General features: G+C 71.5%; 17 protein-coding genes and 1 rRNA gene. 6 read left to right on the top strand and 12 right to left on the bottom strand.

Annotated features, from left to right (window positions below; genetic code table 11):
- Nucleotides 1-92, bottom strand: a 16S ribosomal RNA gene (locus ACI2L3_RS03905); the annotation flags it as partial.
- 872 nt (nt 93-964) lie between these two features.
- Between ACI2L3_RS03905 and trpS the strand changes: the two genes are divergently transcribed.
- Nucleotides 965-1,975, top strand: a complete 1,011-nt coding sequence (gene trpS, locus ACI2L3_RS03910) for a tryptophan--tRNA ligase (protein ID WP_404750717.1) — start codon at nt 965-967, stop codon at nt 1,973-1,975.
- A 93-nt stretch (nt 1,976-2,068) separates the two neighbouring features.
- Here the strand turns inward: trpS and proC are convergent, their stop codons facing one another.
- From proC to ACI2L3_RS03930, 4 genes are all read right to left on the bottom strand, one after another.
- Nucleotides 2,069-2,893: a pyrroline-5-carboxylate reductase gene (gene proC, locus ACI2L3_RS03915; protein WP_404750718.1), complete on the bottom strand. Its 825-nt coding sequence runs from the start codon at nt 2,891-2,893 to the stop codon at nt 2,069-2,071.
- Between the two features lie 92 nt (nt 2,894-2,985).
- Nucleotides 2,986-3,723 (bottom strand): ABC transporter permease, encoded by a 738-nt coding sequence (locus ACI2L3_RS03920; RefSeq protein WP_404750719.1) that lies wholly within the window; start codon nt 3,721-3,723, stop codon nt 2,986-2,988.
- A complete protein-coding gene (locus tag ACI2L3_RS03925; protein WP_404750720.1) occupies nt 3,720-4,571 on the bottom strand; it encodes an ABC transporter ATP-binding protein in 852 nt (283 codons plus the stop codon). Before ACI2L3_RS03925 ends, ACI2L3_RS03920 begins: the two co-directional genes overlap by 4 nt.
- A gap of 274 nt (nt 4,572-4,845) precedes the next feature.
- Nucleotides 4,846-5,358, bottom strand: coding sequence for an EamA/RhaT family transporter (locus ACI2L3_RS03930; protein WP_404750721.1), 513 nt, complete (start codon nt 5,356-5,358; stop codon nt 4,846-4,848).
- A 186-nt stretch (nt 5,359-5,544) separates the two neighbouring features.
- Between ACI2L3_RS03930 and ACI2L3_RS03935 the strand changes: the two genes are divergently transcribed.
- Nucleotides 5,545-7,836: a protein kinase gene (locus ACI2L3_RS03935; RefSeq protein WP_404750722.1), complete on the top strand. Its 2,292-nt coding sequence runs from the start codon at nt 5,545-5,547 to the stop codon at nt 7,834-7,836.
- Nucleotides 7,837-7,896: 60 nt separating this feature from the next.
- On the opposite strand, the gene ACI2L3_RS03940 is transcribed toward ACI2L3_RS03935, so the two are convergent.
- The 5 genes from ACI2L3_RS03940 to ACI2L3_RS03960 all read right to left on the bottom strand — a co-directional run bounded on the left by ACI2L3_RS03940 (nt 7,897) and on the right by ACI2L3_RS03960 (nt 12,857).
- Nucleotides 7,897-8,208, bottom strand: coding sequence for an SH3 domain-containing protein (locus ACI2L3_RS03940; protein WP_404751316.1), 312 nt, complete (start codon nt 8,206-8,208; stop codon nt 7,897-7,899).
- Nucleotides 8,209-8,341: 133 nt separating this feature from the next.
- Nucleotides 8,342-10,195 carry a dihydroxy-acid dehydratase gene (gene ilvD / locus ACI2L3_RS03945; RefSeq protein WP_404750723.1) on the bottom strand — a complete coding sequence of 618 codons (1,854 nt, stop codon included), beginning with the start codon at nt 10,193-10,195 and terminating at the stop codon, nt 8,342-8,344.
- Between the two features lie 155 nt (nt 10,196-10,350).
- The gene (locus ACI2L3_RS03950) at nt 10,351-10,983 is read right to left on the bottom strand and encodes a TetR family transcriptional regulator (protein WP_404750724.1); all 633 of its coding nucleotides are present in this window, start codon (nt 10,981-10,983) and stop codon (nt 10,351-10,353) included.
- Entirely contained in the window at nt 10,980-11,804 is an 825-nt protein-coding gene (locus tag ACI2L3_RS03955) for a sugar phosphate isomerase/epimerase family protein (protein ID WP_404750725.1), read from the bottom strand. Before ACI2L3_RS03955 ends, ACI2L3_RS03950 begins: the two co-directional genes overlap by 4 nt.
- Nucleotides 11,805-11,924: 120 nt before the next feature.
- On the bottom strand, nt 11,925-12,857 hold the full coding sequence (locus ACI2L3_RS03960; protein WP_404750726.1) for a Ppx/GppA family phosphatase: 933 nt from the start codon (nt 12,855-12,857) through the stop codon (nt 11,925-11,927).
- Between the two features lie 71 nt (nt 12,858-12,928).
- Between ACI2L3_RS03960 and ACI2L3_RS03965 the strand changes: the two genes are divergently transcribed.
- The gene (locus ACI2L3_RS03965) at nt 12,929-13,813 is read left to right on the top strand and encodes a hypothetical protein (protein ID WP_404750727.1); all 885 of its coding nucleotides are present in this window, start codon (nt 12,929-12,931) and stop codon (nt 13,811-13,813) included.
- A 3-nt stretch (nt 13,814-13,816) separates the two neighbouring features.
- On the opposite strand, the gene ACI2L3_RS03970 is transcribed toward ACI2L3_RS03965, so the two are convergent.
- Nucleotides 13,817-15,592, bottom strand: a complete 1,776-nt coding sequence (locus ACI2L3_RS03970) for a hypothetical protein (RefSeq protein WP_404750728.1) — start codon at nt 15,590-15,592, stop codon at nt 13,817-13,819.
- A 177-nt stretch (nt 15,593-15,769) separates the two neighbouring features.
- Here ACI2L3_RS03970 and radA point away from each other — a divergent pair, with 177 nt between their 5' ends.
- Nucleotides 15,770-17,179 (top strand): DNA repair protein RadA, encoded by a 1,410-nt coding sequence (gene radA / locus ACI2L3_RS03975; protein WP_404750729.1) that lies wholly within the window; start codon nt 15,770-15,772, stop codon nt 17,177-17,179.
- A 124-nt stretch (nt 17,180-17,303) separates the two neighbouring features.
- Nucleotides 17,304-18,428, top strand: a complete 1,125-nt coding sequence (gene disA / locus ACI2L3_RS03980; RefSeq protein ID WP_362997138.1) for a DNA integrity scanning diadenylate cyclase DisA — start codon at nt 17,304-17,306, stop codon at nt 18,426-18,428.
- 51 nt (nt 18,429-18,479) lie between these two features.
- On the opposite strand, the gene ACI2L3_RS03985 is transcribed toward disA, so the two are convergent.
- Nucleotides 18,480-19,316, bottom strand: coding sequence for a hypothetical protein (locus ACI2L3_RS03985; protein WP_404750730.1), 837 nt, complete (start codon nt 19,314-19,316; stop codon nt 18,480-18,482).
- A 172-nt stretch (nt 19,317-19,488) separates the two neighbouring features.
- On the opposite strand from ACI2L3_RS03985, the gene ACI2L3_RS03990 reads away from it, so the two are divergent.
- Nucleotides 19,489-20,265, top strand: a complete 777-nt coding sequence (locus ACI2L3_RS03990; protein WP_404750731.1) for a phosphatase PAP2 family protein — start codon at nt 19,489-19,491, stop codon at nt 20,263-20,265.
- The last annotated feature ends 12 nt before the right edge of the window (nt 20,266-20,277 follow it).

A 20,277-nucleotide genomic window follows, 5' to 3' on the forward strand; every position in this document is an offset into this window, starting at 1 on the left:
CTAATCCCCACCGAAGTGGTTCATCGTTCGACTTGCATGTGTTAAGCACGCCGCCAGCGTTCGTCCTGAGCCAGGATCAAACTCTCCGTGAATGTGTACCGGTAATCCGGTGCTACACCACGAGAGCGGAACGGTCGGGAGGAATAATCCCGTCCGTTCACAGCGTCCTCGCTGTGTTTTTTCAAAGGAACCGCGTCCCAGCTGATGCTGGAGACGGGGTTATCAACATATCTGGCGTTGACTTTTGGCACGCTGTTGAGTTCTCAAGGAACGGACGCTTCCTTTGTACTCACCCTCTCGGGCTTTCCTCCGGGCGCTTCCCTTCGGTGCTTCTTTTTGTTCTTCGTTCTTGCGTTTCCGACTCTATCAGACTCTTTCGTGTCCGATTTCCTCGGTGCCTTTCCGGTTCCCGCTCCGGCCTTTCGGCTTTCGCGTTTCCCTTTCCGGCGGTTCCGACTCTATCAGATCCTTTCGGGCCTGACTCCCAGTCAGCGGGAGTTGCCTTCGCGGCTGTTGGGCCGTTCCGACGAGTGAGACTTTAGCGGAATCTCGGCTCCCGACCTAATCGGGGGCGTCCTTTCGAACGCCGATTCCTCATTTCGCAAATACGCATGAAAACGAGCCGAAGGCGAGTCCCCGAAGGGCGCACGACGTCGATCGCTTGAATGGTTCTTGCGGAATAGCTGCCCGGGGACCGACCATGTGGTCGACGCTCACGTCGGGCAACTCGGAGAACACTACGTAGCGGCTCCGGGGGTGTCAACTCCGGACGACGGGCCTCGGGAGGGCTACTCTGGCGGACGTGACTACACGTGCGTACGCCCAACTGTGGTGGGCCGCCTGACGGCGGCCGTACATACGCATGTACTCGACGGCCGCCGCTTCGGCGGCCGTTCTCGTTTCTCCCCCTGGAGGACCCGGAGCCCGGTCGCCGGGCCGGCGGTCCTGACCAGGAGGCGGAGAGATGACGAGGATCTTCAGCGGGATCAAGCCGACGGGGCACCTGACCCTGGGCAACTACCTGGGAGCCATCCGGCGGTGGGCTGAGGTCGATCAGTACCGGGCGGAATCCCTTTTCAGCATCGTCGACCTGCACGCGCTGACCGTGGAGCACGATCCAGGGCGGGTGCGGAGGCTGAGTCGGCAGGCGGCGTCTCTGTTGCTCGCGTCGGGGATCGATCCCGAGCGGGCCACCGTCTTCGTCCAGAGCCACGTGGACGAGCACGCCCGGCTCTCCTATCTATTGGAGTGCGTCGCGTCCGACGGCGAGATGCGGCGGATGATCCAGTACAAGGAGAAGTCGGTCCTTGAGCAGGCGCGGGGCGGGAGCGTGCGGCTGTCGCTGCTCACCTATCCCGTGTTGATGGCGGCGGACATCCTGGCGTACGACGCCGACGAGGTGCCGGTCGGCGAGGACCAGACGCAGCACGTCGAGCTGACTCGGGACCTGGCGGTGCGGTTCAACCAGCGCTACGGCCAGACGTTCGTGGTGCCGCGGGCCACGCCGCCCAAGGTGGCGGCGCGGGTGATGGACCTGCAGGACCCGACGTCGAAGATGGGCAAGTCCCACGACACGGGGGCCGGGATCGTCTATCTGCTCGACGAGCCGGACGTGGTGCGCAAGAAGATCATGCGGGCCGTCACGGACAGCGGCAGCGAGGTCGCGTTCGACCGCGCTGCCAAGCCGGGGGTCTCGAATCTGCTGGAGATCCTCGCGGCTTGCCGGGGTGGGAACCCAGAAGCCTTGAGCGGTGTATATGAGTCGTACGGCGCACTGAAAGCGGACACCGCCGAGGCCGTGGTGGAGCTGCTCAGGCCCGTACAGGAGCGGCACAAGGAGCTGGTGGCGGATCCGATGTACGTGGAGGAGGTGTTGCGGCGGGGAGCTGAGCGGGCGCGGGGCATGGCCAAGCCGACGGTGGACGGCGCCTATCGGGCGATCGGGCTGCTGCCGCCGGTGAACGACGCGCGGTAGGCGCGTGGGCCGGAGGTGAGTCGTGATGATGCGTGGCGCCGCGCGTCATCACCTCGCCGCCGGGGCCCGCGCGGCGGCGCCGGCGTCGTCGGGTCAGCTGTTGTTGCCGGTGGCGAGTTCGCGGCTGCGGTCGCGGGCCGCTTCGAGGGCCGCGATGAGGGCCGCGCGTACGCCGTGGTTCTCGAGTTCACGGATGGCGTTGATCGTCGTGCCTGCGGGGGAGGTGACGTTTTCGCGGAGTTTGACCGGGTGTTCGCCGCTGTCGCGGAGCATGACGGACGCGCCGATCGCCGCCTGGACGATCAGGTCGTGGGCTTTGTCGCGGGGGAGGCCGAGGAGGATGCCCGCGTCGGTCATGGCCTCGACGAGGAAGTAGAAGTACGCGGGGCCGGAGCCGGACAGGGCCGTGCAGGCGTCCTGCTGTGCCTCGGGGACACGGAGGGTCTTGCCGACGGCGCCGAAGACGGCCTCCGCGTGGGCGAGGGCCGCGGGGGAGGCGTGGCTGCCGGCTGAGATGACGGACATGCCTTCGTCGACGAGGACGGGGGTGTTGGGCATGACGCGGACGACCGGGGTGGACTCGGCGAGGCGTTCTTCGATGAAGGCGGTGGTGATACCGGCGGCGGCGCTGATGATCAGGCGGTCGGGTGTGACGTGCGGGGCGAGTTCGTCGAGCAGCTTGGCCATGTCCTGGGGCTTGCAGGCGAGGATCAGGGTGTCGGCCTGCTTGGCGGCGTCGGCGTTGCTGACGGGGGTGACGCCGTAGCGGGTGCGGAGCTCGTCGGCGCGTTCCTGGCGGCGGGTGGTGACGAGAAGGTCGGCCGGTGCCCAGCCGCCGCGGATCATGCCGCTGAGCAGGGCTTCACCGATCTTTCCGGTGCCGAGGACTGCGACTTTCTGGCTCGTGTTGCTGCTCATGAACGGTGGCCTCCGGGTTGCGTCGTCCGGCGACCATCCTCGCATTGGGATGCCGGGAGCAGCGGTGGTGTCCGGTGGGCGGAACACCGGGGTCAGGCGGTGCGGCGGCGCAGGGTGGCCGCGCCCAGGGTGAGGACGAGGAGTGCGCAACCGGCGACGATGACGACGTCGCGTACGAAGTCGCCGGTGATGTCGGGGTGGCGGAGGACTTCGTTCATGCCGTCGACGGCATACGACATGGGGAGGACGTTGGAGATCCACTCAAGGACCGGCTGCATGCTGGCGCGCGGGGCGAACAGGCCGCAGAGCAGGAGCTGGGGGAAGATCACCGCCGGCATGAACTGGACGGCCTGGAACTCGGAGGCGGCGAAGGCCGAGACGAAGAGGCCCAGCGCGGTGCCGAGGAGGGCGTCGAGCAGGGCGATCAGGAGCAGCAGCCAGGCGGAGCCTGTGACGTCCAGGCCGAGCACCCACAGGGCGAGGCCGGTGGCGAGGGTCGACTGGACGACGGCCAGGGCGCCGAAGGCGAGGGCGTAACCGGCGATGAGGTCGCCTTTGCCGAGGGGCATGGCGAGGAGACGTTCGAGGGTGCCGGAGGTGCGTTCGCGGAGGGTGGCGATGGAGGTGACCAGGAACATCGTGATGAGGGGGAAGATCCCGAGGAGGGAGGCACCGATGGAGTCGAAGGTCTGCGGGCTGCCGTCGAACACGTAGCGCAGCAGGAGCAGCATCAGGCAGGGGACCAGGATCATCAGCGCGATGGACCGCGGGTCGTGGCGGAGCTGGCGCAGGACTCGGGCGGCGGAGGCGAGGGTGCGGTAGGTGCTCATCGGGGGCTCCTGGACGGGACCGGGCGGTCGGCGTCTGCCGCGTCGACCAGGTGGAGGAAGGCCTGTTCGACCGTCTCGGAGTGGGTGCGGTCGCGCAGGGCGTCGGGGGTGTCGTCGGCGAGGAGTTCGCCCTCGCGCATGAGGAGGAGGCGGTGACAGCGTTCGGCCTCGTCCATGACGTGGGAGGAGACGAGGAGTGTGGCGCCGCGGTCGGCGGCGATGGCGTGGAAGAGGTTCCAGAGGTCGCGGCGGAGTACGGGGTCGAGGCCGACGGTCGGCTCGTCGAGCACGAGGAGTTCGGGGGCGCCGAGGAGGGCGACCGCGAGGGAGACGCGGCTGCGCTGGCCTCCGGAGAGGTTGCCTGCCAGGGAGTCGGCGTGTGAGGCGAGGGCGACGTCGTCGAGGACGCGGGTGACGTGGTCGCGGCGGCGTTCGGCGGCGGTGCCGCGGCCGGGGTCGAGAACGGCCGCGAAATAGGCGAGGTTCTGGCGGACGGTCAGGTCGTCGTAGACGGAGGGGTGCTGGGTGACGTAGCCGACGCGGGAACGGAGGGCGGGGGCGCCCGCGGGACGGCCGAGGACCTCCAGAGTGCCGGTGACCCTGGCCTGGGTGCCGACGACGGCGCGCATGAGCGTGGACTTGCCGCAGCCGGAGGGGCCGAGGAGGCCGGTGATCTGGCCTCGGGGCACGGTGAAGTCGAGGCCGCGCAGGACGGTGCGGGGGCCTCGGACGACGGTCAGCGCTTGAGCCAGGACGGCCGGGTTCTCCGGGGGCGGGTGGTGTTTGTCCGGGTGGGGCCCCGGGGCCTCGGGGTGGGGTGTGGGTGCCGGGCTTCTTTTATTCATCATGTGATGAATACTCCTCCCGGTGACCGGCTCCGTCAAGGCGAGGTGGGGGTGTGCCCGGGCGTGGGGCGGGTGGCGACCAGGAGGTCTACGACGTAGGCCTCAGGGACGATCGCGTCCGGGAAGAGCTTGAGCAGCTCTGTGCGCTCCTGCGCGAGGAAGGCGGCGGTGCGTTTCTCGGGGAGGACGAGGAAGGCGGAGTGTGTGGCGAGGTTGGCGAGGTGGGTGTCGAGCGGGACGTGGCGGCTCCAGGGAGTCGGTAACGACCCCCGTGGGATCAGCGCTTGCGGTTTTTGCGGGAGGGGTTGCCTGTGCGGCGGGAGGTGCGTTTTTCGTACTGGGTGCGGGCTGCTTCGTATTCCTCGCGGTGGAGCTTTTCGCCGGGGGCTTCGGAGAGGGAGCGGAGGAAGTGGGCGAGGAGGGTGCCGACGAAGCCGATGGCCATCAGGCCGCGGGCGGAGGCCTGGGATGCCGGGTCGTGGCGGCGGGTGAACCCCTCCCAGGTGCGGCGGAAGGCGACGGCGCTGCAGATCGCGAACATGAGGACGACGAGGAGGTTCACGAACTGGCCGACGTTGGCGATGGTCAGGCCCTCGTAGGCGAAGCGCAGCACGAAGCAGCCGGCGGCCGCCGCGGCCAGTGAGCCGATGGCGACTCCGGCTCGGCGGGCGCCGTAGCCGCCGTCGTGGTCCACCCAGGTCGTCCCGAAGAATCGGATCGGCTCGGGCTGGGGGCCCGGTTCGGTGCCGGTTGTGTTGGAGGGGTCTTGGGTGCCGGGGGCTTCGCTCACCGTTTGATTATCTACCGTTGGGCTCGCCGGGGTTCTGTGTGAGTGCGATGGGGAGGGCTTTCTTGTGCAGGCGCGCCCTATTCGTCCCCTGCCTTGCCAGGGCGCACTGCCCGGCGGTTAGTTTGGGCGAGCGTAAGTGATGTGCGTGGCGTAGGGCGCAGCCGGAACACGGGGAGGTCGGTGGGTATGTCGCTCCGTGGAGGGGATCCGGAGGAGATCGGCGGGTACCCGCTCGAGGCGCGCCTCGGTTCGGGCGGCATGGGGACCGTCTTTCTGGCGCGTACGGCTTCGGGGCGGCCCGTCGCGATCAAGCTGATCCACCAGCAGTTCGCGGGCGACGAGGAGTTCCGGATCCGCTTCCGGCAGGAGGTGGCGGCGGCCCGCCGGGTCAGCGGCGCCTTCACCGCGGCCGTGATCGACGCCGATCCCGAGGCCGAGCACCCGTGGATGGCCACCACGTTCATCGAGGGCCACACGCTCGCTCAGCACATCGCCAAGAAGGGTCCCATCGGCGGCGTCGAGCTGCGCAGGCTGGCCATCGGGCTCACGGAGGCACTGCGCGACATCCACCGCGCGGGCGTCGTGCACCGGGACCTCAAGCCGTCGAACGTGGTCCTCTCCCCCGAAGGCCCCCGGGTCATCGACTTCGGCATCTCGCGCGCCGCGGACCAGCAGACGCTGACGATGACGGGGCGGGTGATCGGTACGCCGCCGTTCATGTCGCCGGAGCAGTTGCAGACGCCGCGCGGGGTCGGGCCGCGGTCGGACGTCTTCTCGCTGGCCACGCTGCTCGTCTACGCGGCGACGGGGCAAGGGCCCTTCGACGCCGACAGCCCCTATATGACGGCCTACCAGGTGGTCCATGAGGCGCCGGCGCTCGGCGCGGTGCCGGACGCGCTGCGGCGGGTGGTCGAGCCGTGCCTGGCGAAGGACCCCGAGGACCGGCCCTCGGCGGACGAACTCCTCGTACGGCTGCGGGATCTGCCGTCCGATCTGGGCCCTGCGACTGGACCGGCGGACGGGCCGCGCAGCATGCGCGAGACGGACACGCAGCACCATCTGCCAACGGACGACGACACCCCGGCCCCGGTCCCGGCTTCGGCCCCGGCTTCGGTCGCCGCACCTCCCCGGCCCGCCGAGACCCGCGAGTCCGGTGCCGGGCAGGAGACGGGGGCCGTCGTCGGGCGTGGGCTGCGCCGTCGTTGGCGGCCCGTGCTGGCCGCGGTCGTGGCCGTGGCCGCCATCGGCGGCGGGGTCGCGGTGGTGCAGGCGGGCGGTTCGGACGGTCCTGGCGGCGGGGGCGCCAGAGGGAGCGACATCGCGGCTGCCGGGGCGCGGCTGCCGGGCGGCTTCGAGCCGTGGCGCAAGGCCGTGCCGGGCGGCCGCGCGGACATTCCGGACGAGTTGCGCTGCGAGGCGCGCGGTGACGCGCTGTTCTGCGGGGGCGGTGGCGTCGTCGCGACCCGGCTCAGGCTCTCCGACGGTTCCCGTGTGTGGACGGAGAAAAGCCCCGGCGTCCCCACGCAGGGCATGCATCTGGTGGGCGTCACCGACGACACGGTGCTCGGCTACCGCTTCGCCGCCGAGGGCGATGCGAGCAGCCCGCAGACCGAGGTGGTCGCCGTCGACGCGGACAAGGGCAGGGAGCTCTGGTCGGTGCCGTCCGGCGCCCAGTCGACGGCCGTGACGGGACGTACGCGGGACGCCGTGGTGGTTGGCTCGACCGTCGTCACGGTCGACGCGTCCAACTCGCGCTTCGAGGCACGGCGGGCGCACAGCGGGAAGGTCGCCTGGCAGGAACCGTTCCCCTCGGGCACGCAGTGCGCGCCGGTTCCGGCGGGCGCGCGGCTGTACGCGATGTGCGCCCCGCGCGCGGAGCTGTCGGCCGGCGAGGTGCGCCACCCCGACCTGCGCCTCGTCGACCTCGCCTCGGGGAGCCTCGGCAAGGCCGTCGCCGTCAAGGGGCCCGCCGTGCCGTTGGGTACCGCGGACGGCAGCCTCGTACTCCTGCATCCGCGTCAGGAAGGGCCCGAGCCGGTGGGGTACGACGGGGTGTCGCGGCTGGACCCGGACTCGCACGACGTGACGTACGCCCGCTTCCCGAAGACGTACGACGGGACGCCCGGCATGGCGGACGGAACCGTCTTCGTGAGCGGGCAGACCGGGCTCGTCACGGCGCTCGACCCGGCGACCGGCAAGAAGAAGTGGTCCCGGCAGACGAGCGTGGAGGGCCTGTCCGGGCCGGTGGCCGGGGACGGCGACGGGGCGCTGTACTTCAGCTCGGCCAGCGGCCGGGTCGCCGCGCTGTCGTCGCGCGGGGGCGAGCCGCTGTGGACGACGGATCCGCGGGCCGACGGTCTTGCGGGCGAGGTGAACGCCAGCCCGCGCGTGACCGTCACCGGAAGCGTGGTGGTCGTGGCGGCCGCGAAGAACACGGTGTTCGCCTTTGACGCGACGAAGCCGCCGAAGTCCGGCTGAGCTCCCGGGCTCCGGGGCCTCGGCCGTACTCCGGCGGCTTCACGGTGGTCCGTACGAGGCTCAGCAGCGCGGCGCCACGTACCCGTCGCTGCCCGTGCGGACGTACGTGTCCGAGACGTACCGGCCGCTGCCGATCCGGTCCCACAGGTTCGACGTGCCGGTCGGACCCGTGACCGTCTCACCCGGCTTCTGGCAGGCGATGGTCACGCGGGCGCCCGCGCGGAGGCGGCCGACCTTGCCGTACGAAGTGCCGGGGCCGGACCGGACGTTGACGTCCGCGGCGATCGCGTAGGTCCTCGCGGCGGTGGCCTCGACGGCCGCTTCCGGCTCGACGGCGGCCTCGGCCGGCTCGGCGGCCACTTCCGGCACCATCACGTTCTCGCTCACTGTGCTCTCCCCCCGTAAACGGCGGCGCGGGCCGCCCCTGGCGTGTTGTCCACACCAAGGACGCGCCCGCGCCGCAAAAGGTTTCCGGGATCCGGCCGTATGGGTCGGCCGCCGGGAATCAGCCGAGCTTCGACACGTCCCGGACCGCGCCCTTGTCGGCGCTCGTCGCCATCGCCGCGTACGCGCGCAGGGCGGCGGACACCTTGCGCTCGCGGTTCTTGGGCGCGTACACGCCGCCCAGGGCCTCGCGGCGGGCGGCGAGCTCCTCCTCGGGGACGAGGAGCTCGATCGAGCGGCCGGGGATGTCGATACGGATGCGGTCGCCGTCCTCGACGAGCGCGATCGTGCCGCCGGCCGCCGCCTCCGGCGACGCGTGGCCGATCGACAGACCCGACGTACCGCCGGAGAAGCGGCCGTCGGTGACCAGGGCGCAGACCTTGCCGAGGCCGCGACCCTTCAGGAAGGAGGTGGGGTAGAGCATCTCCTGCATGCCGGGGCCGCCCTTGGGGCCCTCGTAGCGGATGACGACCACGTCGCCCGGCTTGACGGCCTTGTTGAGGATCTTCTCGACGGCCTCTTCCTGCGAGTCGCAGACGACCGCGGGGCCCTCGAAGGTCCAGATCGACTCGTCGACACCGGCGGTCTTCACGACGCAGCCGTCGACGGCGATGTTGCCCTTGAGGACGCCGAGGCCGCCGTCCTTGGAGTAGGCGTGGGCGACGTCGCGGATGCAGCCGCCCGCGGCGTCCGTGTCGAGGGTGTCCCAGCGCTCGGACTGCGAGAAGGCCTCGGCGGAGCGCTTGCAGCCGGGCGCCGCGTGCCACAGCTCGCGCGCCTCTTCGGAGGCGGAGCCGGAGCGGATGTCCCAGGCGTCCAGCCACTCCTTGATGGAGGGCGAGTGGACGGTGTGGACGTCCTCGTTGAGGAGGCCGCCGCGGTACAGCTCGCCGAGGAGCGCGGGGATGCCGCCGGCGCGGTGCACGTCCTCCATGTAGTACGTCGTGCTGCCCGCGACGTTCGGGGCGACCTTGGCCAGGCACGGGACGCGGCGCGAGACGGCGTCGATGTCGGACAGGTCGTAGTCGGCGCCGGCCTCCTGGGCGGCGGCAAGGAGGTGCAGGATCGTGTTCGTCGAGCCGCCCATGGCGATGTCGAGGGCCATGGCGTTCTCGAAGGCGGCGTGCGTGGCGATGGCGCGCGGCAGGACGGAGGCGTCGTCGCCGTCGTAGTAGCGCTTGGTGATGTCGACGACCGTCCGGCCTGCCCGCTCGTACAGCGCCTTGCGGGCGGTGTGCGTGGCGAGGACCGAGCCGTTGCCCGGCAGGGAGAGGCCGATGGCCTCGGTCAGGCAGTTCATCGAGTTGGCGGTGAACATGCCGGAACAGGAGCCGCAGGTCGGACAGGCGTTCTCCTCGATACGGAGGATGTCCTCGTCCGAGATGCTCTCGTCGACCGCGTCGCTGATCGCGTTGACCAGGTCCAGCTTGCGGACCGTCCCGTCGACGAGGGTGGCCTTGCCGGCCTCCATCGGGCCGCCGGAGACGAAGACCGTCGGGATGTTGAGGCGCAGGGCGGCCATCAGCATGCCGGGGGTGATCTTGTCGCAGTTGGAGATGCAGATCAGGGCGTCGGCGCAGTGGGCCTCCACCATGTACTCCACGGAGTCCGCGATCAGGTCGCGGGACGGCAGGGAGTACAGCATTCCGCCGTGGCCCATCGCGATGCCGTCGTCGACGGCGATGGTGTTGAACTCACGGGGGATGCCGCCGGCCTCGCGGATCGCGTCGGAGACGATGCGGCCGACCGGCTGCAGGTGGGTGTGGCCGGGCACGAACTCCGTGAAGGAGTTGGCCACCGCGATGATCGGCTTACGCCCGATGTCGGCCCCGGGTACACCGGAGGCGCGCATAAGGGCGCGGGCGCCCGCCATGTTGCGGCCGTGGGTGACTGTGCGGGACCTGAGCTCGGGCATGGTCGCTCGCTCCTTCAGGGAATGGCAGGGGTTCGGCGATGGTGATGTACGAGGGTCAAGACTGCCTTCGAGCGTACGCCGCGGCTCCAGGATCCGGACAGAGTGTCCGGATGGCGGGACGGCCGTCTCACGGCCCCGTGAGGCACAAGGGCCGCTCACGGCCCCGTGAGATGTCCCTGCACCACCGGTGCCACCCTCGCCACGAGCCGCTCCAGGTCCGCCGAGGCCATCGGCTCGATCTGGATCACGTACCGCAACATGGCGACGCCCACCAGCTGGGCAGCGGCGAGCTCGGCCCGCAGCTCCGCGTCGGGCAGCTCGAGACGGCGCGCGATGCGTTCGAGGAGCTGGGTGGCGATGAGGCGGCGGAAGACCGCGGCGGCCGTTTCGTTGTTCACCGCGGAGCGCACGATGGCGAGCAGCGGGGCGCGCGTCGCGGGGTTCTCCCAGACGCCGAGGACGAAGCGGGTGAGGCGCTCGCCGACGCCGTCGAGCGGGCCCTCCTCGATCGTGGCGGGCGCCTCCAGGGCGGGTGCGAAGGCGACGGTGACGGCGGCCTCGAAAACCTGCTCCTTCGTACCGAAGTAGTGGTGTACGAGCGCCGGGTCGACCCCGGCGGCCTTGGCGATGCCGCGCACGGACGTCTTCTCGTACCCGCGCGCGGAGAATTCCTCGCGGGCCGCCCGCAGGATCTGGTCGCGGGTCGCGGGGCCGTTCTCCGACTGCGTACGGGACGGGCGTCCCCGGCGGCGCGGGGCGGTGGCCTCCGACGGCGCGCCGGGGGTCATGAGCGGGGCACCTTCACCGCCGAGGCCAGGTGCAGCCGGGTGAAGGCGAGGGCCTCGGCGAGGTCGGCCTCGCGCTCGGCGCTGGACATCGCGCGCCGCGTGTTGACCTCGATGACCACGTGCCCGTCGAAGCCGCTGACCGCAAGCCGCTCCAGGAGCTCGGCGCAGGGCTGCGTGCCGCGGCCGGGGACGAGGTGCTCGTCCTTGGCCGAGCCCCTGCCGTCGGCGAGGTGGACGTGGCCGAGCCGGTCGCCCATGCGGTCGACCATCTCCATCGCGTCCGTGCGGGCGGTCGCGGTGTGCGAGAGGTCGACGGTGAAGTGGCGGTAGTCGTCCTTGGTGACGTCCCATTCGGGGGCGTACGCGAGCATCTCGCGGTCGCGGTAGCGCCAGGGGTACATGTTCTCGACGGCGAACCGCACGTCCGTCTCGTCGGCCATCCGCCAGATTCCGTCGACGAAGTCGCGGGCGTACTGCCGCTGCCAGCGGAAGGGCGGGTGCACGACGACGGTCGAGGCGTCCAGCTTCTCGGCGGCGGCCTGCGCGCGCCGCAGCTTGACCCAGGGGTCGGTGGACCAGACGCGCTGCGTGATGAGGAGACAGGGCGCGTGGACGGCCAGGATGGGGATCTGGTGGTAGTCGCTCAGCCTGCGCAGCGCCTCGATGTCCTGGCTGACCGGGTCGGTCCAGACCATGACCTCGACGCCGTCGTAGCCCAGGCGCGCGGCGATCTCGAAGGCCGTCGCCGTCGACTCCGGATAGACCGAGGCCGTCGACAGGGCGACCTTCGCATCCGGGATGCGCACCACTGGTTCTGCCACGAGAGACAGCGTACGGGCCGCGTCCGGGCGGGCGGGAGGTGGCCCGGTACCGCCGTGGTCAGAGGGCACACCGACTGCTTCGGGGGGCATACCGACCGCTTCGGGGACCACAGCGGCCGCTCACGACGGCGGCAGGTGGTCGAGCCTGCGCAGGATCACGCCCTCGCGCAGCGCCCACGGGCAGATCTCCAGCGCCTCGACCCCGAAGAGGTCCATCGCGCCCTCCGCGACGAGCGCCCCCGCCAGCAGCTGCCCGGCCCGCCCCTCGGAGACGCCGGGCAGCTCCGCGCGCTCGCGCGTGGTCATCGCGGCGAGCTGCGGCACCCAGTCCTCCAGGGACTTCCGCTTCAGCTCCCGCTGTACGTAGAGGCCCTCCGCCGAGCGTGCGGCCCCCGTCAGCCGGGCGAGCTGCTTGAACGTCTTCGACGTCGCCACGATGTGGTCGGGCGTTCCGAAGCGGGTGAACTCCCCCACCGTGCGGGCGATCTGTGCCCGCACATGGCGCCGCAGCGCCTTCACGTCGGAGGGGTCCGGCGGGTCGGCCGGCAGCCAGGCGGCGGTGAGCCGGCCGGCGCCGAGCGGCAGGCTCGTCGCGACGTCCGGCTCCTCGTCCATGCCGTACGCGATCTCCAGGGAGCCGCCGCCGATGTCGAGGACGAGCAGCTTGCCCGCGGACCAGCCGAACCAGCGCCGGGCGGCCAGGAAGGTCAGTCTGGCCTCCTCCTCGCCGGACAGGACCTGGAGGTCGACGTCGGTCTCGTCCTTGACCCGGGCGAGGACCGCGTCGGCGTTGCTCGCCTCGCGCACCGCGGAGGTGGCGAACGGCAGCACTTCCTCCACGCCCTTGTCCTCCGCGGCCTCCATCGCCTCACGGACGACGGCGACCAGCCGGTCGACGCCGTCCGCCCCGATGGCCCCCGCGGGGTCGAGGAGTTGGGCGAGGCGCAGATCGGCCTTGTGCGAGTGTGCGGGCAGCGGGCGCGCACCGGGATGGGCGTCGACCACGAGCAGATGCACCGTGTTCGACCCCACGTCGAGGACACCGAGTCTCATATAGGGAACGCTACGCCGCGCGGGGTGATCGTCTGGCCTCGGGCGGTCGGCCACCCGCATACCCTGGAGACGTGCCAAAGACGAAAAAGACGAAGGCCGACAAATCGAAGTCGGCGAAGGCCGAGAAGGTGGGCAGGCCGGAGAAGAACGAGAAGGTGGGAAAGTCCGGGAAGCCGGCGAAGACCAAGAAGTCCGATAAGGCTGTGCCGGACGAGAAGGGTCTTGACTTCGCCCGTGCCTGGGTGGAGTTCCCTGATCCCGCGGACGACGAGCAGCTCTTCCGCTGCGATCTGACATGGCTGACCTCTCGCTGGAACTGCATCTTCGGCAGCGGCTGTCAGGGCATCCAGGCGGGCCGCGCCGACGACGGCTGCTGCACGCTGGGTGCCCACTTCTCCGACGATGACGACGAGAAGCGGGTCGCCGGGTACGTCGACCGGCTCACGCCCGACATCTGGCAGCACCACGACGTGGGCCGGGAGACCGGCTGGGTCGCCACGGACGAGGACGGCGACCGCCAGACCCGTCCGTACAACGGCTCGTGCATCTTCCAGAACCGTCCCGGCTTCGCGGGCGGCGCCGGCTGCTCGCTGCACATCCTGGCGCTGCGGGAGGGCCGCGAGCCGCTGGAGACGAAGCCGGACGTCTGCTGGCAGCTGCCGGTGCGCAGGACGTACGAGTGGATCGACCGGCCCGACGACACGCGCGTCCTCCAGGTGTCGATCGGTGAGTACGACCGGCGGGGCTGGGGCCCCGGCGGCCACGATCTGCACTGGTGGTGCACGTCGGCGACGTCGGCGCACGGCGCGGGCGACCCGGTGTACGTCTCCTACCGCCCTGAGCTGATCGAGCTGATGGGCAAGGAGGGGTACGACCGGCTCGTGGAGCTGTGCGAGGAGCGGCTGGCCTCGCAACTGCCGCTCCTTGCACCCCATCCGGCGGACCCCACGCCCTAGGCGTCAGCTCGGGTCCGGTTCGCCGCTGCCGTCGTCCGGCGGCGGGGACGAGTCGCCCGGGCCGGGGTCGGACGGGGTGGGTGTCGGGTCCGTCGGTACCGGGGTGGGGCCGGGGTCGGACGGGCCCGGGTCGCTGGGGCCGGGGTCCGACGGGCCCGGGTAGGACGGTCCCGGGTCGGAGGGGCGGGGGTGCGTGGGCCGCGGGCCGGGACGCGTCGGCGGACGCCCGTCCCCGTACCCGTCGATCGAGATGACCGCGCCCGAGGGCGCGATGGAGACCCGCGCGCTCCAGTGTCCCGACGGCTCGCGGGAGTGATCGACGTACACCTGGAGCGTGACCGACTCCCCCGGCGCGAGCGTCCCGGACGAACGGCTCAGGTAGAGCCAGGACGCGCTCTCGCTCGCCGACCAGTGGACCGGTGAACCTCCGGTCGCCGTGAGCGTGATGAGGGTCGTGTCGCCGCTCGGCTGGGCCTCGACGGTGAGGCGGCCAGGGCCGGTCGACGAGCGGGACCCGGATCCGCCGCTGATGACCTCTACGGAGACGTCGGGTGAGCGGCTGCCCGCGGTGAAGCGGGGTTCGGGGCCCTTGCGCGCGTTGCCCGCGTTCTCGTAGTCGTCGCGTGCGTGGCCGGGGCCGCCGCCCTCGCTCGCGCTGACCGAACGGCCGTCGGCGCCCTCGCCGGTGAGCGGCGCTCCCCGGTAGGCGGCCCAGAGCGCCAGCACCGGGGCGGCCACCACGGTGGCGACGACGGTCGTCGTGACGGCACGGGCGCGCAGGCGGTCGCGGCGGGCGGCGTGGTCCTTGGGGTCCATCGGGAAACCGCGCCTGTCGTAGCGCGGGCCGCCGCCACGCGCGCGTGGAACGTGCGCCATCGCCGTGTGGAGGGCGGCCCGGGGCGCCTCGACGACGGGGAGCGCGGCCGGGCTGACCGCCGTGCCCGGCCAGGCACTGGCCCCGGCGCGCTCCGCGGTGCGGCGGCAGCGCGGGCAGTCGTCGACGTGCCGGACGAGCTCGCGGCGCAGGGCGGTGCCGAGCAGCAGCTGGTTGTCACCGGTGATGCGGGCCACGATGGGGCAGCTGCCGGTCTCCACGACGGCGAGGGCGGCGCGGGTGCGCTCCACCTCGCAGGCGGCGGAGGCGAGCAGGCCGCGGGTCTTGGTGAGGTCCATGCCGAGGACGGCGGCGACCTCGGCGGGGGCGAGCTGGTGGCGCACGGCCAGTTCGAGGGCCTCGCGCTGCTCGGGGGTGGTGCCGGCGGCCTCCGGCCAGGCGAGCTGGGCCAGCTCCCGGCGGTGCTGCCGGGCGGTCTCCTCCGACTGCTGCTCGGTGTCCTGCGGGTGCGTGGGCTTCGTCGCGGGCTGCGTCGGATTCGTCGCGGGCTGCTCCGGCTTGTTCGCCGGCTGCGCCGGCTTCTTCGGGGGTTGCCCCGCGGCGTGTGCGTGGCGGCCCTCCCGGCTGCGCTTGGCCTCGGCCAGTCGGCGCAGGCAGACCCAGCGCGCGAGTGCGTAGAGCCAGGGCTTGAGGTCGCCGTCCGACTCGGGGCCGCGGGTGCCCCGGCGCTCGGCGTGGTGGAGCACGTCCCCCAGCGCCGCGGTCGCCGCGTCGTGATCGCAGAGCACGGACAGGCAGTACGTGAACAGGCCGTCCAGACACGGTTCGTAGCGCGCGGGCGGAGTGGTCCGGGGCGCCGGGCGCGGCACCACGCGCTTGCGCGCGTCACGGTGCGCCCGGTGTGCGCCGGTTGCGTGCGTGGGAGTTTCCGTCCTGCTGCTCATCACCCGTGCGAAGTTAGGCGGATGATGCAGGTCCCTTCTTCCCTCTAGGCCACATTTAACCCTTACGGGTGAACAGATCCCTCAAAAGGGGACAGGAACGCCGCATTCCATGGCCGGGGGCCGCCCGAGTCTTCGGCCGGGGCGGCGATGTCAGTGGCCTCGGCTACGGTTCCGAGCATGGCTGCCCGTACGAAATCCACCAAGGACCGGCCGTCCTACCGCTGCACCGAGTGCGGCTGGCAGACGGCCAAGTGGCTCGGCCGCTGCCCGGAGTGCCAGGCCTGGGGGACGGTCGAGGAGTACGGCGCGCCCGCGGTCCGCACCACCGCCCCCGGCCGGGTCACCTCCTCCGCCGTACCGATCGGTGAGGTCGACGGCCGCCAGGCCACCGCCCGCTCCACCGGCGTGCCCGAGCTGGACCGCGTGCTCGGCGGCGGCCTCGTCCCCGGCGCCGTGGTGCTGCTCGCGGGCGAGCCGGGAGTCGGCAAGTCCACGCTGCTCCTGGACGTGTCCGCGAAGGCGGCCAGCGAGGAGCACCGCACGCTCTATGTGACCGGTGAGGAGTCCGCGAGCCAGGTCCGGCTGCGCGCCGACCGCATCGGCGCGATCGACGACCACCTGTATCTGGCGGCGGAGACCGATCTGTCCGCCGTCCTCGGGCACTTGGACGCGGTCAAGCCCTCCCTCCTGGTCCTCGACTCGGTCCAGACCGTCGCCTCGCCCGAGATCGACGGGGCGCCCGGCGGCATGGCGCAGGTCCGCGAGGTCGCCGGCGCGCTGATCCGCGCCTCCAAGGAGCGCGGCATGTCCACGCTCCTGGTCGGCCACGTCACCAAGGACGGCGCGATCGCGGGACCCCGCCTCCTGGAGCATCTCGTCGACGTGGTCCTGCAGTTCGAGGGCGACCGGCACGCGCGCCTGCGCCTCGTCCGCGGCGTCAAGAACCGGTACGGGACGACGGACGAGGTCGGCTGCTTCGAGCTGCACGACGAGGGCATCACCGGCCTCGCCGACCCCAGCGGCCTCTTCCTCACCCGCCGCGCCGAGCCCGTCCCCGGCACCTGCCTCACCGTCACCCTCGAAGGCCGCCGCCCCCTGGTCGCCGAGGTCCAGGCGCTCACGGTCGACTCGCAGATCCCCAGCCCCCGGCGCACCACCTCCGGCCTGGAGACCTCCCGCGTCTCGATGATGCTCGCCGTCCTGGAGCAGCGCGGCCGCATCACGGCCCTCGGCAAGCGGGACATCTACAGCGCGACGGTCGGCGGCGTGAAGCTCTCCGAGCCCGCCGCGGACCTCGCCGTCGCCCTCGCCCTGGCCAGCGCCGCCAGCGACACCCCGCTGCCGAAGAACCTGGTCGCGATCGGCGAGGTGGGCCTGGCGGGCGAGGTCAGAAGGGTCACGGGCGTCCAGCGCAGACTGGCCGAGGCGCACCGGCTCGGCTTCACCCACGCCCTCGTGCCGTCCGACCCCGGCAGGATCCCCGCCGGTATGAAGGTCATCGAAGTCGCCGACATGGGGGACGCTCTCCGTGTCCTTCCGAGATCCCGTCGCCGAGAGGCCCCACGGGAGGAGGAAGAGCGCCGGTAGACTTTGCCCTGGTCTCGCCCATCCGTACGAAGCACGACGTGCGCTCCGTACGGAGCAAGGCGTGCGCTCCGTACAGAGCAAGCGCGCGGCAGAGGCCAGGACAACCTGCGACCGAGGGAGTGCAGTGGCAGCCAACGACCGGGCAGCGAACCCCGGCAAGTCCGGCGGCAGCTCCGCTGCCGATGGGCTGATGCGCGCCTCCCTGAGCGCCGTCGCACCCGGCCAGGCGCTGCGCGACGGCCTGGAGCGCATCCTCCGGGGCAACACCGGCGGCCTGATCGTCCTCGGCTGGGACAAGACCGTCGAGTCGATGTGCACGGGCGGCTTCATCCTTGACGTCGAGTTCACCGCGACGCGGCTGCGCGAGCTGTGCAAGCTCGACGGCGGCATCGTCCTCGACAAGGACATCACCAAAATCCTGCGCGCGGGCGTGCAGCTGGTGCCGGACCCGACGATCCCCACGGAGGAGACGGGCACGCGGCACCGCACGGCGGACCGGGTGAGCAAGCAGGTCGGCTTCCCCGTCGTGTCGGTGTCCCAGTCGATGCGGCTGATCGCGCTCTACGTGGACGGGCAGCGCCGCGTCCTGGAGGACTCGGCCGCGATCCTCTCCCGCGCGAACCAGGCGCTCGCCACCCTGGAGCGGTACAAGCTCCGCCTCGACGAGGTCGCGGGCACGCTCTCCGCCCTGGAGATCGAGGACCTGGTGACGGTCCGGGACGTCACCGCCGTCGCCCAGCGTCTCGAAATGGTGCGCCGCATCGCCACGGAGATCGCCGAGTACGTGGTCGAGCTCGGCACGGACGGGCGCCTCCTCGCCCTCCAGCTCGACGAGTTGATCGCGGGTGTCGAGCCCGAGCGCGAGCTGGTCGTCCGGGACTACGTCCCCGAGCCCACCGCCAAGCGCTCCCGCACGGTCGACGAGGCCCTCGCGGAGCTGGACTCCCTCACGCACGCGGAGCTCCTCGAACTGCCCACCGTGGCCCGCGCCCTGGGGTACACCGGCTCCCCCGAGGCCCTGGACTCCGCGGTGTCCCCGCGCGGCTTCCGGCTCCTCGCCAAGGTCCCCCGGCTTCCCGGAGCGATCATCGACCGGCTCGTCGAGCACTTCGGCGGTCTGCAGAAGCTGCTCGCCGCCAGCGTGGACGATCTCCAGACGGTGGACGGCGTCGGCGAGGCGCGGGCGCGCAGCGTGCGGGAGGGGCTGTCGCGGCTCGCGGAGTCGTCGATCCTGGAGCGTTACGTCTAGGGCCTGTCCACCGGACAGGCCCTCCCCGGCCCGGCCCCACGAAGCCGAAGGTCAGTCCTTCTCCAGGACGAACGAAGCGCGGGCCGTGCCCAGGCCCGGGGCCTTCGCCTCGACCAAGTACGTGCCCGGCTTCGCCGAGCCCGGCGAAGGTGTCGCGCAGTGCGGGGCGCTGGGGCGGCGGTCCCACTGGACCGGGTGCGTGATCCGGCCGTCCGCCGGCACGCGCAGCAGCAGGCTTCCGCTGCCCGCGGGACAGTCGGCCGAGGACCAGAACTCGTCGTCGCCCTCGGCCTGAGTGATCGTCAGCACCGTTCCCTTGCCGCCGAGATCGACCTTGCAGGCCTTGCCGCCGCTGTTCTCGGCGATCAGCTCGAACTTCGGCTTCTCGTCGATCGCGTACGTGTTCTGGACGCTGCGCACCTTCAACTTGACGTCGCCACTGGTGCAGTTGGGAAGCCGCGTACCGGCCGGGAGTCGGTCGCCCGAGCCGCCGCCGCCCTTGGCGTCGCCGTCGGAGCCGCCGCCACCGGAGCCCTCCGAGCCGCCGGAGCCGCCCGAACCGGCCGACCCGGAGCCGTCATCCGAACCACCGGAGCCGCCAGATCCGCCCGAGCCGCCCGAACCGGAGCCGGAGCCGTCGCCCGACTCGTCCCGCCCGCCCGGGTGTTCACTGATCGCGGGCCCGGAACCGGTGGGGCCCGGGGTGATCGACGTGGCGGGGCCGTTGCCGCCCGGCCCGTCCGCGTTGTTGTTGTCGCCGCCACCACCGGAGGTGATGACCCACACGACGAGCAGCAGCAGAAGGCCGAGTACGGACAGCAGGACGGCCCTCCGACGCCAGTAGATGGTGGAGGGAAGCGGCCCGACCGGATTGCGCAGAGATCCCACGCCCAAACCTTACGAGAGATCCGGTGCTTCTCCCGCCCCACCCGCCGCCTTGGACGACAAAGTTTCCGGATCATCATCCCGGAGCCGTCCCGGGACCCCTGACCATCGACAGGGGTGTGACGGGACGATCGCCGGATGTGACGATTCGGCCTCACCCGTACCGTCCGTAATCATGGACACCATGACCGACGATCTCTACCGCGACATCACCGACTTCGCCCACGACACGCCGTCGTGGTTCCAGCACCTCGCGGAGGTGTGGACGGAGCTCGGGCTGCTGCTCTTCGGGGTGCTCTTCATAGTCGCCTGGTGGCGGGCCAGGCGCGGTGACCCCCGCGCGCTGGCGGTCGCGGTGCTCGCTCCGCTCGCCACGGCGGTGGCGTACGTGTGCAGCGAGTTGCTCAAGTCCGTGATCGACGAGGAGCGGCCCTGCCGGGCGGTGTCCGGCGCGCTGAAGCCCCTCGTCGAGTGCCCGCCGCACGGCGACTGGTCCTTCCCCAGCAACCACTCGACGATCGCGGGCGCCGCCGCCATCGGCCTCGCGCTCGCCTGGCCGCGCATCGCGGCGCTGACCGTGCCGATGGCCGTACTCATGGCGTTCTCGCGGGTGTTCGTGGGCGTGCACTATCCGCACGACGTGGCCGTCGGGCTGGTCTTCGGCGCGGTGATCGTGTTCGTGCTCGTACGGGTCACCACGCGGCCGGTGGCGCGGGTCACTCTCGCGATGCGGGGGTCGTCCACGGGGATCGTGAAGTGGTTCGCGGGGCCGGGTCCGGCGCGGGCCGGCCGCCATGCGTACGCCTCCGACCGCCCGTCCGGCCATCCGGCCGACCGTGCCTTCGTTCCCGCCCCTGCCCCGGCTCCGGTTCAGGAACAGGCGGCTTACGATCCGGCGGCGTACGACTCTCCGACCATGACGTTCCGGCGGGACGACACGCAGCAGCGCTGACGCCGCCGGGCG

The sequence above is a fragment of the Streptomyces sp. NPDC029674 genome (assembly GCF_044903205.1).
Classification (GTDB): Bacteria; Actinomycetota; Actinomycetes; order Streptomycetales; family Streptomycetaceae; genus Streptomyces.